A 12,998-nucleotide genomic window follows, 5' to 3' on the forward strand; every position below is an offset into this window, starting at 1 on the left:
GGGGAGCGGTGCACCTGCACCGCTCCCCCTCCTCGCATCCTTGCGTCTGCGCGCGGACTACAGCTGGGTGACGTCCAGCTCGCCCTCCGCGTACTGCCTGCGGATCACCTTCTTGTCGAACTTGCCCACGCTCGTCTTCGGCACCGCCTGCACGATCGCCCAGCGCTCCGGGAGCTGCCACTTGGCGATCCCGCCCTCGGTGGCGAGGAAGTCCTTCAGCGACTCGTAGTCCGCCGTGGCACCGTCCTTCAGGACGACGGTCGCGAGCGGACGCTCACCCCACTTCTCGTCCGGTACGGCGACGACGGCGGCCTCGGCGACCTCCGGGTGCGCCATGAGGGCGTTCTCCAGCTCGACGCTCGAGATCCACTCGCCGCCGGACTTGATGACGTCCTTGGCGCGGTCGGTGAGGGTGAGGTAGCCGTCCGGGCTGATGACGCCGACGTCCCCCGTCTTCAGCCAGCCGTCTTCGCTGAACTTGTCGGCGGGGCGCACCGGTTCGCCGTCGACACCGCCGAAGTACGAGCCCGCGATCCAGGTTCCGCGCACCTCCAGCTCGCCCGCCGACTCGCCGTCCCAGGGCAGGATTTCGCCGCCGGGGCCGACGAGGCGACCCTCGACGCCCGCCGGGAAGCGGCCCTGCGTGACGCGGTACGACCACTCCTCCTCGGGGGTCAGACCGGCCGGCGGGTGGGCCATGGTGCCGAGCGGGGAGGTCTCCGTCATGCCCCAGGCATGGCAGAGGCGGACGCCGAGCCGGTCGTAGGCCTCCATGAGCGAGGGCGGACAGGCCGCGCCGCCGATGGTGACCTGCTTCATGGAGGAGAGGTCGCGGGGGTTGGCGGTGACCTCTGCGAGCAGGCCCTGCCAGATGGTGGGGACGGCTGCGGCGTGGGAGGGCTTCTCGCGCTCGATCATCTCGGCGAGCGGGGCGGGCTGGAGGAAACGGTCCGGCATCAGCATGTTGATACCGGTCATGAACGTGGCGTGCGGCAGGCCCCAGGCGTTGACGTGGAACTGCGGGACGACGACGAGGGTCGTGTCCGCGGCCGTGAGACCCATCGACTCGGCCATGTTGACCTGCATGGAGTGCAGGTAGATCGAACGGTGGGAGTACACGACGCCCTTGGGGTCGCCCGTGGTGCCGGAGGTGTAGCACATGGCGGCGGCGGCGCGCTCGTCGAGCTCGGGCCAGTCGAAGGTGGTGGGGCGGCCCGCGATCAGCTCCTCGTAGTCGTGCACCCGGGGCGCCACTCCTTCCAGCGCCGAACGGTCGCCGGGGCCGGAGACCACGATGTGCTCGATCGTCGGCAGGTGGGGCAGGAGCGGCACGAGGAGGGGAAGCAGCGAACCGTTGACGATGACCACCCGGTCGTCGGCGTGGTTCACGATGAACGCCAGCTGCTCGGGGGGAAGCCGCAGGTTGAGGGTGTGCAGGACCGCGCCCATGGAGGGGATCGCGAAGTACGCCTCCACGTGCTGCGCGTTGTTCCACATGAGCGTCGCGACGCGCTGGTCACCGGTGACTCCGAGCTCGTCGCGCAGGGCGTTCGCCAACTGGGTCGCGCGGGCGCCCGTCTCCGCGAAGGTCTGGCGGTGCGGCTCGGGCTCCCCGGTCCAGGTGGTGATCAGGGACTTTCCGTGGATCGTCATCCCGTGGTTCAGGATGCGGGTCACGGTCAGCTGTACGTCCTGCATGGTGCTCAGCACGGCGTCCTCCCGGTGGGCGCTACGTGGCAGTAAGGGTGTGGAGATTCTGCGCACGTACCGCTCGGTATGTCACTACCCGGGAGTAGGGAAATTGCCAGTGCTCGCTGGCAGAGGCGGAGACGGGAGGCGGAGACGGGAGGCGGAGGCGGAGACGGGAAGGAAAACGGGAAGCGGAAACCGGAAGCGGAAAACCGGGGTGACGGCGTGGGGCCCGTCAGCGTACGGGGGAGAGCTCCGGGTCCTCGCGGAGCTTGCCGAGCGCCCGTGACACCGCGCTCTTGACCGTACCGATCGAGACGCCCAGCACCTCGGCCGTCTGCGCCTCACTGAGGTCCTCGTAGTACCGCAGGACGACCATCGCCCGCTGGCGGTCCGGGAGCTTCATCACCGCTCGCCACATGGCGTCGTGCAGCACCTGCCGCTCGGCCGGGTCCGGCTCGGGCAGCACGGCCGGCTCCGGAAGCTCCTCGCAGGCGAACTCGTCGACCTTGCGCTTGCGCCACTGGGACGTGCGGGTGTTCAGCAGCGCGCGTCGCACATAGCCGTCCAGGGCGCGGTGGTCCTCGATCCGGTCCCAGGCGACGAACGTCTTGGTCAGCGCGGTCTGCAGCAGGTCCTCGGCGTCCGCGGGGTTCGCGGTGAGCGAGCGCGCGGTGCGCAGCAGCACGGGCCCGCGAGCCCGTACGTAGGACGAGAACGACGGGTAGCCGGCGGCCGTGGAGGCGCCGACACAGACGGGGCCGGAAGGTGGCGGAGTCATGACTCCACGCTAGGAGCGGGTACGTGGGCGGCGGATCGGCCCCAGGTCCCGAACCGCACTCCCCCTCAGGTTGTAGGGGTGGGGACGGCTGGACCTCCTGAAGGTGGAGGTGGGATGAGCCTGGAGTCAGGGTCGGGCCCGGCCGGCGCCTCAGCCGTCCGCGCCCAGGATCAAACCGGACGTGGGGACTCCGGTGCCCGCCGTGACCAGCGTCCTCGCCGCGCCGGGTATCTGGTTCACGGACGTACCGCGCACCTGCCGCACAGCCTCCGCGATCCCGTTCATCCCGTGCAGATACGCCTCCCCCAGCTGGCCTCCGTGGGTGTTGATCGGCAGCGCGTCCGCCGCGACGAAGTCGGCCGCCTCGCCGGGGCCGCAGAACCCGAACTCCTCCAGCTGCATGAGGACGAAGGGGGTGAAGTGGTCGTACAGGATGGAGACGTCGATGTCCCCGGGGGCGAGCCCGGAGGTCTGCCAGAGCTGTCTCGCCACCACGCCCATCTCGGGCAGGCCGGTGAGGTCGTCGCGGTAGAAGCTCGTCATGGCCTCCTGGGCGCGTCCGGCTCCCTGGGCGGCGGCAACGATCACCGCGGGCGGATGGCGCAGGTCGCGGGCGCGCTCGACGGAGGTGACGACGATCGCCTGTCCGCCGTCGGTCTCCTGGCAGCAGTCGAGGAGCCGGAGGGGCTCGACGATCCAGCGCGAGGCGGCGTGGTCGGCGAGCGTGATCGGTCTGCCGTGGAAGTACGCGGCGGGGTTGGTGGCCGCGTACCGGCGGCCGGTGACGGCGACCTGGCCGAAGGCGTCCGGGGTCAGCCCGTACGTGTGCAGATACCGCTGGGCGGTCATGGCGACCCAGGAGGCCGGGGTGAGCAGCCCGAAGGGCAGCTGCCAGCCGAGCGCGGCGCCCTCGGCGGAGGGCTCGCGCTGCTGGACCCCCGAGCCGAAGCGGCGCCCGGAGCGTTCGTTGAACGCCCGGTAGCAGACGACGACGTCGGCGACCCCGGCCGCCACGGCGAGCGCCGCCTGCTGGACGGTGGCGCAGGCGGCCCCGCCCCCGTAGTGGATGCGGGAGAAGAACGACAGCTCACCGATGCCCGCCGTCTGGGCGACGGTGATCTCCGGGCTCGTGTCCATGGTGAAGGTGACCATGCCGTCGACGTCGGCGGGGGTCAGCCCGGCGTCGTCGAGCGCCGCGTGCACCGCCTCCACGGCGAGCTTGAGCTCGCTGCGGCCGGAGCCCTTGGAGAACTCGGTCGCCCCGATCCCGGCGACGGCGGCACGCCCTCCGAGCCGATCGGCCCTCCGGATGCTCATGCTCCCGCCTCCCCGGCCTCGGGGGCGGCCGCCGACACAGAAGGGCCGACCGGAGTCGACTTCGACACCGGCCCCGGCACCGGCACCGGCCCCGGCTCCGGCTCCGGCTCCGGCTCCGGCACCGGCACCGGCACCGGCACCGGGAGGCTCACCGTCACCGTGCCCGTCACGTGGTGGCCGAGCCCGTTGGCGCCGACCACCCGCACCTGGGCCGTGGCGCCGTCGACCTCCGTGACCGTGCCCGTCAACGTCATCGTGGCCCCCGGGTAGTTGGGCGCGCCGAGCCGTATCGCCACCTTGCGCAGGACCGCGCCCGGGCCCAGACGGTCGGTGATGTACCGCCCCACCAGGCCGTTCGTCGTCAGGATGTTCATGAAGATGTCGGGGGAGCCCTTCGCCCTCGCCGACTCCGCGTCGTGGTGCACGTCCTGGTAGTCCCGGGAGGCGACCGCCCCGGCGACGATCAGCGTGCGGGTGATCGGGATCTCCAGCGGCGCGAGCGTGTCCCCGGCCTTCATGAGCGCTCTCCGTTCGCGATCAGGTCACCCAGTTCGGCGAGGAGCTCGGTACCGCAGCCGAGGTACGCGTCGAGCTGCCTGCCCCAGAGGAAGTGGCGGTGGACGGGATGGTCGAGGTCCGCCCCCATGCCGCCGTGCAGGTGCTGGCCCGCGTGGACGACGCGCTTTCCCGCCTCCGACGCCCACCAGGCGGCGGTCAGGGCGTGCTCGGCGGCCGGCAGCCCCTCGTCGAGGCGCCAGGCCGCCTCGTAGACGGTCACCCGGATCGCCTCGGTGTCCATATGGGCGTCGGCGGCCCGGAGCTGGACGGCCTGGTGGGTGGAGAGCGGGCGGCCGAACTGCTCCCGTACCGAGGTATACGCCACGGCCCGGGCCAGCGAGCCGGCACAGACACCGGCCTGCAGCCCGGCGAACACGATCCGGGCCGTGGCCAGCACGTCGGCGAACGCGCCCGGGCCCCCGATCCGTTCGCCCCGCGCGCCGTCGAGGACGAGCCGGCCGGCGGCCCAGGGAGCCGTGAGCTCAACCGGCACGACGGAGGCTGCTGAGGATGGCTCTATGGAGGCCGCTGTGGAGGCCTCCACGGACGCCCCTGCCATGGGCACGAGCCGGAGCGCGCCGTCCTGGTCCGGCACGAGGACGTGCGTGGCGTCCCTGAGCCAGGGCACCCACTCCACCGTCCCCGTCAGCCGGCCGTCCCCGTCGGCCCGCACCTGTCCGGCGGGCGGGAAGGCCCCGGTCGCCACGCTCGTACCGTCGCGGAGCCCGGGCAGCAGCCGCTCCCGCTGCTCCTCGGTGCCGTGGCGGGCGACGGCGAGGAGGCCGAACACCCCGCTCGCCGCGAACGGCACCTGCGCCGTCGTACGGCCCTGCTCCTCGGCGAGGAGCACCATGCCGAGCAGCCCGATCTCCTCGACCGCTCCGGGCAGCCCCGCCGCGCACAGGGCCTTCCACAGCTCGGCGTCCGTGCCCGTGCCGGCCGCCGCGAGCCGCTCGTGCGTGGCGAGGTCGCCGAAGATCCGCGCCGCCAGCTCCTGCGCCGCGCTCTGCTCCTCCGTGGGCGTGAAGTCCATGTCAGCCCTCCCCGCCGTCCAGCGCCCGGAAGACGGGCAGCTCCAGCTCCTCGTCCACGCGGAGGAACTCCAGCCGGACCGGCATCCCGATCCGGACCTTGTCGTACGGCACCCCGACCACGTTGCTGATCATCCGTACCCCTTCGGTCAGTTCGATCAGACCGACCGCGTACGGGGGATCGAAGGCCGGGAAGGGCGGGTGGTGCATCACCACGTACGAGAAGACGGTCCCTTCGCCGCCCGCCTCGACGGTGTCCCACTCCGGCGAGCCGCAGGCGTTGCACCCGGGCAGCCAGGGGAGGCGCAGCGCCGCGCAGCCCGCGCAGCGCTGGATGAGCAGCCGGTGCGCCGCGACTCCCTCCCAGAACCCGGCGTTGTCCCTGTTGATCACCGGCCTGGGCCGCCTGGCGGAGGGGGCGCCGCTCTCCTTCGGCCGCGGGGCCCTCGGCGCGTACTTGAGGATGCGGAAGCGGTGGGTGCCCGCGAGCTCGCCGTCGGCTCGGATGTCCATCCGGGTGGTGACGAAGTGCCCCGTGCCGAGCTTGGTGGTCTTGCGCTCCGACACCGACTCGATCACGGCGTCGAAGGTGATCGCGTCGCCCGGTCGCAGCGGCCGCGGGTACTCCTGCTCGCAGTCGGTGGCGACCACGGAGGTGAACCCGGCCTCGTCCAGGAGCGTGAGCAGCTCGTCGTACGCCCCCGACCGGTCCGTGTGGCCGGAGAGCCCGCCCATCGTCCAGGCCTGGAGCATGGTGGGCGGCGCGACGGCGTCCGGCCCCCGGTACGCCGGGTCGGCGTCCCCCATCGCCTCGCACCAGTGCCTGATCATCGGCTCGTTGACCAGGTCCTTGCCGACGCCCGCGGTGGCGGCGGGCCGTCCTTCGTACCCCTTCAGCCGCTCGTACAGACCGTCCGTCACCGCCGCCCCCTCCCCTTCATGCCGAGTCGCATCGTCGCGACGATCTCGCGCTGCACCTCGCTCACCCCTCCCCCGAAGGTGTTGATCTGCGCGGCGCGGTTCATCCGCTCGAGCTCACCGCCGTCGAACTCCCCCGGCGACCCCGCCCGCACGAGACCCGCTCCGCCCGCGATCTCCTGACATATTCGGTACACCTCCACCGCCGATTCGGTTCCCGCGAACTTCACGCCGCTGGCGTCTCCCGGGGCCAGTCGGCCCGCCCCCACATCCCCCACCAGACGCCAGTTGAGCAGGCGCGTCGCCGCCAGCCGGGCATGTGCCTCGGCGGCCCGAATCCGAATCCACGGCTCGTCAATGCGGCGCCGCCCCGTCACCGGATCGGGTGTACGCGCCCGGCGGAGGGCGGCCTCGTAGAAGTCCTCGGCCTGCATGCCGATGGCTGCGAGGGCCACGCGTTCGTGGTTGAGCTGGTTGGTGATCAGCCCCCAGCCGCCGTGCTCCTCCCCGACGAGGTTCCCGGCGGGGACGCGGAGGGAGTCGTAGTAGGTCGCGGTCGTCGTCAGTCCGCCGACCGTCTCGATCGGCGTCCACGAGAAGCCGGGGGAGTCCGTGGGCACGAGCACGATGGAGATGCCGCGGTGTTTGGGCGCCTCGGGGTCGGTGCGGCAGGCGAGCCAGATCCAGTCGGCGTTCTGGGCGTTCGAGGTGAAGATCTTCTGCCCGTCGATCTGCCAGGCGTCCCCGTCCCGCACCGCCTTCGTACGGAGCGAGGCCAGATCGGTGCCGGCCTCCGGCTCGCTGTAGCCGATGGCGAAGACGGTCTCGCCGCGCAGGATGCGGGGGAGGAAGTACGCCTTCTGCTCCTCGGTCCCGTACTTCATCAGGGTCGGGCCGACGGTGTTGAGCGTGACCATCGAGACGGGGGCACCGGCCCGGTAGGCCTCGTCGAAGAAGACGAACTGCTCGTCGGGGCCACGCCCCTGGCCGCCGTACTCCGGCGGCCAGCCGAGCCCCAGCATCCCGTCGCCGCCGATGCGGCGGAGCAGCGCGCGCTGCGCGGCGGTGTCGCCGGCGGACGGCGGACCGTCGGGCATCACGTCGCGGAAGTATGCGCGGAGTTCGGCGCGCAGCCGCAGCTGCCGCTCGGTCGGGGCGAGGTGCACGGCGACGGCCTCCCGGGGGTACGGCTACGTTTTCTGACTGTCCGTCAGATACGGGAGCCGTGTCAAGGTCACGGACGAGGCGAGCGCGCGCCCGGAACGCGCGGCGGCCCGTACGCCGGCGCCGAAGCGCCGTCGCACGGGCCGCTGTTCACCCCGCGGTCGTTCCCCCCGCGGTCATTCCCCCCGTCGGGCCGGACCCCAGCTGACGGCTAGAACCACCAGGGGTGGAAGTTGACCGTGGCGTTCGACTGGTCGATGGCGGTGAGCCCGGAGCCGTTCACGCTCGCGGTGTTGTTCTGATTGGAGGCACCGGAGCCGGTGGCCACCTGTTGCGTGGTCGTCGAGTTGCCGAAGTTGTCGCCCCCCACGCCGCTGCCGATGATGGAGGCGACGCTCGTGTTCGATCCGTCGTCCGCGAATCCGCCGTTGTCGGCCTGCGCGACGCCGCTGAAGAGAGCGGCGGCCAAGGGCAGCGCGGCGGCAGCGGCGAGAACGCGGGCGGTACGGATGCTTGCCATGTCTTTTCCTCCGTGAGCTGAGCTGAAGCTGTCGTGCCGGAGCACTGAAGTACGGCTGATTCCAAGGCAGTTGGCCGACCGCCTCGGTCGTTGTGCTCGACGTCGCGACTCCAGAGTTGCCCACACAATCCCCGGCGAACCACCCCTCAGCAGCCGATTCCCCCTCAAGCGTGAGGACAAGTCGATAAACCCCCTCCACGCACCCGAAGGCGCAGCTCACAGGGGTGGAGGCCGTATCTCGCCGCCGGAACCGCACCCTCGCAACGGGGGAAGCGTTCCGGCAGATTTTCAGCCAATCCTCCCCTCTTTCTTTTTTCGAACGAGTGTACGAAACTGAGGTCATGGCCACCTCCGATCGGCGCTCCGCCACCCTGGCCCTGGCCCACGCCCTGTCTGCGGCAGAGCGCGGGCTCCCCGTCATCCCCCTGTCGGCCTCCAAGCTCCCCGCCCTCCGCTCACCCCACCGGCACGAACCGCACCCCGTCGTCTGCCACGGCGAGTGCGGCCGACCCGGGCACGGCGTGCACGACGCGAGCAGCGACCCCGCGGCGGTACGGGCCCTCTTCGCCGCCGCCCCCTGGGCCACCGGCTACGGCATCGCCTGCGGACGCCCGCCGCACCACCTCATCGGCGTCGACCTCGACGTCCTGCACGGCGACGCCGCCACGACCGCCACGACCGAGCTGCGCCACCTCGCGCTCCAGCACCTGTTCACGCTGCCGCCCACGGTCACCGTCCTCACTCCGTCCGGCGGCCGCCACCTGTGGCTGACCGGCCCGCCGGACGTCGTCGTCCCGAACTCGGCGAGCCGCCTCGCCCCCGGCATCGACATCCGCGGCGCCGGCGGCTACCTCGTGGGGCCGGGCTCGGTCACGGCCAAGGGCGCGTACCGGCTGGCTCCGGGCAGCGAGCACCTCGATCCCGCGCCCTGCCCGCGCGCCCTCCTCGACCTGATCGCGCCCCCCACCACGCCCTCGCGCCCCCATCACACTCCGCCGAGCCCACGCCACGGCCGCGGCCTGATCCACTTCGTCCGCAGCGCCCACGAGGGCCAGCGCAACACGCGCCTGTTCTGGGCGGCCTGCCGGGCGTACGAGAACGGCCTCGGCGACTCCCTCGCCGAAGCCCTCACCACGGCGGCGGTCCACACGGGCCTGACCGAACACGAGGCCCGCACGACGATCCTCTCGGCGGCCCGCCTCACCCGGAACGCCCAGCCGGCAGACCCCCCGAACGCCACCGCCTCACGAAGCGACACCCGCCCATGACGAAGGGGCACCCCGAAACCGGGGTGCCCCTTCTGATCAGTGCGTTCTCTGATCCGCTGCGGTGGGTGTGGGATTTGAACCCACGGTGACTCGCGCCACGACGGTTTTCAAGACCGTTCCCTTAGGCCGCTCGGGCAACCCACCCACGCCCCGCCTCACCTGCTGCGGAGCGGCTACAGCCTACCGGGTGGCCGCATCCGGCAGGGAAGTCTGACCACAGGTTGACCACAGGCCGTACGGCTGACCACGGAGCCCGTCCGCCATGAGTCTCCCACCCCGCGGCGCCGGCCCCCAGTCAGGATGCCTGCGAACCGTCCTCGCTTCGGGCAGACGGCAGGAGGAGATCCCGCTCGGGGTGCTTCTCGCCGGAGACCGGATGGGCGAACTCGACCCCGAAGCAGCCAAGGACGAGCACGAGGACGAGGAGACCGAGCCTCCGAAGCCCCGGCCACGGCGCCGCACCGCGCGCGACAAGAACAGTCCCCGCATGAGCTGGGACGAAGCGCTCACCAAGGCCCGTTCCCTGACGGCCGACTGGTCGTACGAGCACCTGGACGCCGAGCGGATCCGCAAGGCCGTCGGGTGCAGCCAGGACCGGTCACGTCAGGTTGAGGACGTCCTCAGGACCGAGCGCGAAGAACAGGCGCTGCCCGACCCGGACAAGGAGGTCGGACTCGCCTGCGTCCGTGCCTACAACGACTGGATGGTGGAGGAGTGGTGCGGTGACAGCGGGGGCCGGCCGATCCCGCTCTGCCTGATCCCGCCCTGGGACGTCACCCTGGCGGTAGCGGAGATCCGACGGAACGCGGCCCGGGGCGTGCGCGCGGTGACCTTCTCCGAGATCCCCACCTACCTCGGGCTGCCGTCCATCCACTCCGGCTACTGGGACCCGTTCTTCGCGGCCTGCGAGAAGACCGGGACCGTGGTGAACATGCACATCGGCTCGTCGTCGCAGATGCCCGCCGCATCCCCCGACGCGCCGCCTGCGGTTCAGGCCGCGCTGAGCTTCAACAACGCAATGGCCTCGATGGCGATGGACTTCCTCTTCAGTGGGGTCCTGGTGAAGTTCCCCCGACTCAAGCTGGCCTACAGCGAGGGCCAGATGGGCTGGATCCCGTACGCCCTGGAGCGCGCCGACGACGTGTGGGAGGAGCACCGAGCTTGGGGTGGGGTCAAGAATCTGATCCCCGAGCCGCCGTCGACGTACTACTACCGGCAGATCTTCTGCTGCTTCTTCCGCGACAAGCACGGAATCGAGGCGATCGAGACGGTCGGCGTCGACAACGCCACCTTCGAGACCGACTATCCGCACGTCGACTCGACGTGGCCCCACACGAAGCAGGTGGCGGCGGATCACGTGGCCGGCCTTCCCGACGACGTCACGTACAAGCTCCTGCGGGGCAACGCGATCCGGATGCTCGATCTGCCCTTCGATGGCAACACCACCGCATCACGGTGAGGTATCCCGACACCGTGCGTTTTCGGCGTCCGCAGGAGAGCTCTGCCTTCCCACTCCGCGGGCGCCCGGAACGGTAGATTCCTCAATCTCCGCGGACCGTAATTCCCGGGTCCCGCGATAGGTTCCTCTCGACCGATCGTCCTGACCAGACGATCACCTTGAAGGGGGATTCATGCGTACGAACATCAGGAACACCTTGGCGGCGACCACCGTGGCCGTTGCATTCCTCGGGGGGACCAGTACGACGGCATTCGCCGAGACCGTTCCTCCGACGCCGATCGAGGAAGGGGTTCTGCAGCCGGGCCCGCCCGTCGAGGAGGACGAGAGCGGATTCGTGGAAGCCCCCTTGGAGGAGGCGGAGCTTCCGCCTTTCTCGGGCAAGCCCTCAGACGGCCCGAACGCGGAATACTGCGGCCCGCCGAAGAACATCTACAAGCCGACCGCCAACAAGGGCAAGAGCCACAAGGCCGTGAGCGTGACCCAGGCCAACTACAACGGCACCAGCAGGACCGCGCGTTCGTGGTTCAAGGCCGGAGTGGGAGGCACGGTCAAGCTCACCTACTCCGGCGAACTCAAGGCTTCTGCCGGAGTCGTGGTCGCCGAACTGGAAGCCAAGTACGGAGTGGACCTCTCCGTCGAGGTCACGGCGAAGGTCGGCAACGAGGTGCAGATCGACACACCGCCCCGGAAGACCACCTACGGTTCGTACGGGGTGTGGCGCATGCACAACACGGGGACGAGCTACACCATGTACAGCAACTGCAAGACGTCGGCGAAGAGCACCGTAACCAGCTACACGCCCTGGCACGTGGGGTGGAACCTTTGGGAAAAGTGATGAGCGAAGCGGTGCGGACGCAGGCCCTGAGGTGTCTGATGGTGGGCGCTGCGGTTTCCGCGACGCTCGTTTCCGTCGGATGCACCCCCGAGGACAAACCCAACTCTTCGCCCACGAATTCGTCAAGCACGTCGCCGACCGGCAGGCCCTCGGAATCTGGCGCGGATAGTCCTGCGGGATCGGTCGCGGTGGCACCCAAACTCCCGGACACGACCGCGATAGCGACCGTGGCGAACGTCGCGGGGAATAGGGAGATCCCTCTTAAGGAAGGCGTTAAGAAGGGCCCGCTCGGCATCATGGTGGCGTGTCAGGGGAAAGGGACGATCAACGTCTCCTTCACGCCCGCCGGGCTCTCCTTCCCGCTCAAGTGCGTGGACGGTGAGGTCAGTAACACCTATAACCAGATCGAGCTCAAGCACGACCGCGACTCCGCGTCCATCAACGTGCAGGCTCCCAGCTCCGTGCGCTGGGCAATGAGCGTCGGTCAGTGACCTGAACAGGGCCCCCGGCTGCAGCGATGCAGCCGGGGCCTGAAGCGCCGGGCTCGCCGCGCCACCCGCCCCGTACCCATCCCGCCGGTTCTCGTCCAGATGCTCCGCGACCACATCGGGACCCAGGGACTGGCTCTTGACGGCCGCCTCTTCCGGGCCGTGCGCGGGGGCCGGGTCCGGTCGAACGAGTACACCGAGATCTGGCAGAAGGCCCGCCGCAAGGTCCTCTCCGAGGAGGAGGTGAAGACGCCGCTCGCCGACGTGCCCTACTCGCTCCGACACGCGTGCGTCTCTCTCTGGATCAAGGCAGGAGTCGACCCGGTCGAAGTCGCCCGCCGCGCCGGCCACAGCATCGCGGTCCTGTGGCGCTTCTACGCGAAGCTCCTCCGCGGCCAGCAGCACAAGGCGAACGAGCTCATCGATGCGGCCCTTGGGGAGCAGACCAATCTGCCCCCGTCCTAGCCCCGGAAACGGAAGTGCCCCTGCCCGATGGCGGGGGCACTTCCGTTTCCGGGGTCTTCTCACGGTCTTTGGATGCCCCTCACAGCGTCCAACACATCGAGTCCACGGTGAGCCCGACGCCCATAAAGAAGCGCGACAACAGCGGCGCCAGCGCCACCAATCAAGTACGTCTCAGCCATGCCAGGGAGATCGAGCAGGGCAACTCCCTTCCCAATACTGGCGACTACCACCGCCGTGACGGCCATTCGCAAGGGCTCCCGGTCTGCGACCGGCGTAAGGCCGTCAAGTTGGTCCTCGTCCAGGAGCCCTCCGAGCCTCCCCGCCGCGTATCGATCCGCAATCCTGACTAGCATCCGAGCCAGATCCTTCACCGCCTGGTCCGGGTCGTGGTCGATTCGCGATTCTGCTGCGTAGAGCGCAGCGACAACGAGTCCGGCGTGCTCCTTCAGCAACCGGTGCCGGTCGGACCCATTGGGGACCGACCCCCACGCGCGGCGGGCCACGG

12 protein-coding genes, 1 tRNA gene and 1 pseudogene are annotated in these 12,998 nt (G+C 70.4%); 5 read left to right on the forward strand and 9 right to left on the reverse strand.

Annotation, left to right across the window (positions count from 1 at the left end; translation table 11 throughout):
* Positions 1 to 57 precede the first annotated feature (57 nt).
* The 8 genes and pseudogenes from ACF1G2_RS22575 to ACF1G2_RS22610 all read right to left on the reverse strand — a co-directional run bounded on the left by ACF1G2_RS22575 (position 58) and on the right by ACF1G2_RS22610 (position 7,978).
* On the reverse strand, positions 58 to 1,710 hold the full coding sequence (locus ACF1G2_RS22575) for a long-chain fatty acid--CoA ligase (protein ID WP_391799977.1): 1,653 nt from the start codon (positions 1,708 to 1,710) through the stop codon (positions 58 to 60).
* A gap of 214 nt (positions 1,711 to 1,924) precedes the next feature.
* A complete protein-coding gene (locus ACF1G2_RS22580) occupies positions 1,925 to 2,470 on the reverse strand; it encodes a SigE family RNA polymerase sigma factor (protein WP_391799978.1) in 546 nt (181 codons plus the stop codon).
* A 150-nt stretch (positions 2,471 to 2,620) separates the two neighbouring features.
* On the reverse strand, positions 2,621 to 3,787 hold the full coding sequence (locus ACF1G2_RS22585) for a lipid-transfer protein (RefSeq protein ID WP_391799979.1): 1,167 nt from the start codon (positions 3,785 to 3,787) through the stop codon (positions 2,621 to 2,623).
* A 140-nt stretch (positions 3,788 to 3,927) separates the two neighbouring features.
* Positions 3,928 to 4,305, reverse strand: a pseudogene (locus tag ACF1G2_RS22590) (MaoC family dehydratase); the annotation flags it as partial.
* A complete protein-coding gene (locus tag ACF1G2_RS22595) occupies positions 4,302 to 5,378 on the reverse strand; it encodes an acyl-CoA dehydrogenase family protein (protein ID WP_391799980.1) in 1,077 nt (358 codons plus the stop codon). The pseudogene ACF1G2_RS22590 and the gene ACF1G2_RS22595, both read right to left, overlap by 4 nt.
* A 1-nt stretch (position 5,379) precedes the next feature.
* The gene (locus tag ACF1G2_RS22600; protein WP_391799981.1) at positions 5,380 to 6,297 is read right to left on the reverse strand and encodes a bifunctional MaoC family dehydratase N-terminal/OB-fold nucleic acid binding domain-containing protein; all 918 of its coding nucleotides are present in this window, start codon (positions 6,295 to 6,297) and stop codon (positions 5,380 to 5,382) included.
* On the reverse strand, positions 6,294 to 7,460 hold the full coding sequence (locus ACF1G2_RS22605) for an acyl-CoA dehydrogenase family protein (protein WP_391799982.1): 1,167 nt from the start codon (positions 7,458 to 7,460) through the stop codon (positions 6,294 to 6,296). The genes ACF1G2_RS22600 and ACF1G2_RS22605 overlap by 4 nt, the downstream gene beginning before the upstream one ends.
* Positions 7,461 to 7,669: 209 nt before the next feature.
* Positions 7,670 to 7,978: a hypothetical protein gene (locus tag ACF1G2_RS22610; RefSeq protein WP_391799983.1), complete on the reverse strand. Its 309-nt coding sequence runs from the start codon at positions 7,976 to 7,978 to the stop codon at positions 7,670 to 7,672.
* Between the two features lie 341 nt (positions 7,979 to 8,319).
* Here ACF1G2_RS22610 and ACF1G2_RS22615 point away from each other — a divergent pair, with 341 nt between their 5' ends.
* Positions 8,320 to 9,246 carry a bifunctional DNA primase/polymerase gene (locus ACF1G2_RS22615; protein ID WP_391799984.1) on the forward strand — a complete coding sequence of 309 codons (927 nt, stop codon included), beginning with the start codon at positions 8,320 to 8,322 and terminating at the stop codon, positions 9,244 to 9,246.
* Between the two features lie 59 nt (positions 9,247 to 9,305).
* On the opposite strand, the gene ACF1G2_RS22620 is transcribed toward ACF1G2_RS22615, so the two are convergent.
* Positions 9,306 to 9,390 (reverse strand) — tRNA-Ser (locus ACF1G2_RS22620).
* Between the two features lie 118 nt (positions 9,391 to 9,508).
* Between ACF1G2_RS22620 and ACF1G2_RS22625 the strand changes: the two genes are divergently transcribed.
* The 4 genes from ACF1G2_RS22625 to ACF1G2_RS22640 all read left to right on the forward strand — a co-directional run bounded on the left by ACF1G2_RS22625 (position 9,509) and on the right by ACF1G2_RS22640 (position 12,493).
* Entirely contained in the window at positions 9,509 to 10,705 is a 1,197-nt protein-coding gene (locus ACF1G2_RS22625; protein WP_391799985.1) for an amidohydrolase family protein, read from the forward strand.
* Positions 10,706 to 10,877: 172 nt separating this feature from the next.
* Positions 10,878 to 11,540 (forward strand): hypothetical protein, encoded by a 663-nt coding sequence (locus ACF1G2_RS22630; protein ID WP_391799986.1) that lies wholly within the window; start codon positions 10,878 to 10,880, stop codon positions 11,538 to 11,540.
* Between the two features lie 188 nt (positions 11,541 to 11,728).
* Positions 11,729 to 12,031, forward strand: a complete 303-nt coding sequence (locus ACF1G2_RS22635; RefSeq protein ID WP_391799987.1) for a hypothetical protein — start codon at positions 11,729 to 11,731, stop codon at positions 12,029 to 12,031.
* 99 nt (positions 12,032 to 12,130) lie between these two features.
* Positions 12,131 to 12,493 carry a hypothetical protein gene (locus tag ACF1G2_RS22640; RefSeq protein WP_391799988.1) on the forward strand — a complete coding sequence of 121 codons (363 nt, stop codon included), beginning with the start codon at positions 12,131 to 12,133 and terminating at the stop codon, positions 12,491 to 12,493.
* The last annotated feature ends 505 nt before the right edge of the window (positions 12,494 to 12,998 follow it).

This window comes from Streptomyces sp. NPDC013457 (genome assembly GCF_043089925.1).
In the GTDB taxonomy this organism is placed as follows: Bacteria; Actinomycetota; Actinomycetes; order Streptomycetales; family Streptomycetaceae; genus Streptomyces.

Excerpts from the sequence above, each read along its gene's own strand:
- ACF1G2_RS22580 (WP_391799978.1), bottom strand. The coding sequence starts at position 2,470 with ATGACTCCGCCACCTTCCGGCCCCGTCTGTGTCGGCGCCTCCACGGCC.
- ACF1G2_RS22585 (WP_391799979.1), bottom strand. The coding sequence starts at position 3,787 with ATGAGCATCCGGAGGGCCGATCGGCTCGGAGGGCGTGCCGCCGTCGCC.
- ACF1G2_RS22595 (WP_391799980.1), bottom strand. The coding sequence starts at position 5,378 with ATGGACTTCACGCCCACGGAGGAGCAGAGCGCGGCGCAGGAGCTGGCG.
- ACF1G2_RS22610 (WP_391799983.1), bottom strand. The coding sequence starts at position 7,978 with ATGGCAAGCATCCGTACCGCCCGCGTTCTCGCCGCTGCCGCCGCGCTG.
- ACF1G2_RS22615 (WP_391799984.1), top strand. The coding sequence starts at position 8,320 with ATGGCCACCTCCGATCGGCGCTCCGCCACCCTGGCCCTGGCCCACGCC.
- ACF1G2_RS22625 (WP_391799985.1), top strand. The coding sequence starts at position 9,509 with ATGAGTCTCCCACCCCGCGGCGCCGGCCCCCAGTCAGGATGCCTGCGA.
- ACF1G2_RS22630 (WP_391799986.1), top strand. The coding sequence starts at position 10,878 with ATGCGTACGAACATCAGGAACACCTTGGCGGCGACCACCGTGGCCGTT.
- ACF1G2_RS22640 (WP_391799988.1), top strand. The coding sequence starts at position 12,131 with ATGCTCCGCGACCACATCGGGACCCAGGGACTGGCTCTTGACGGCCGC.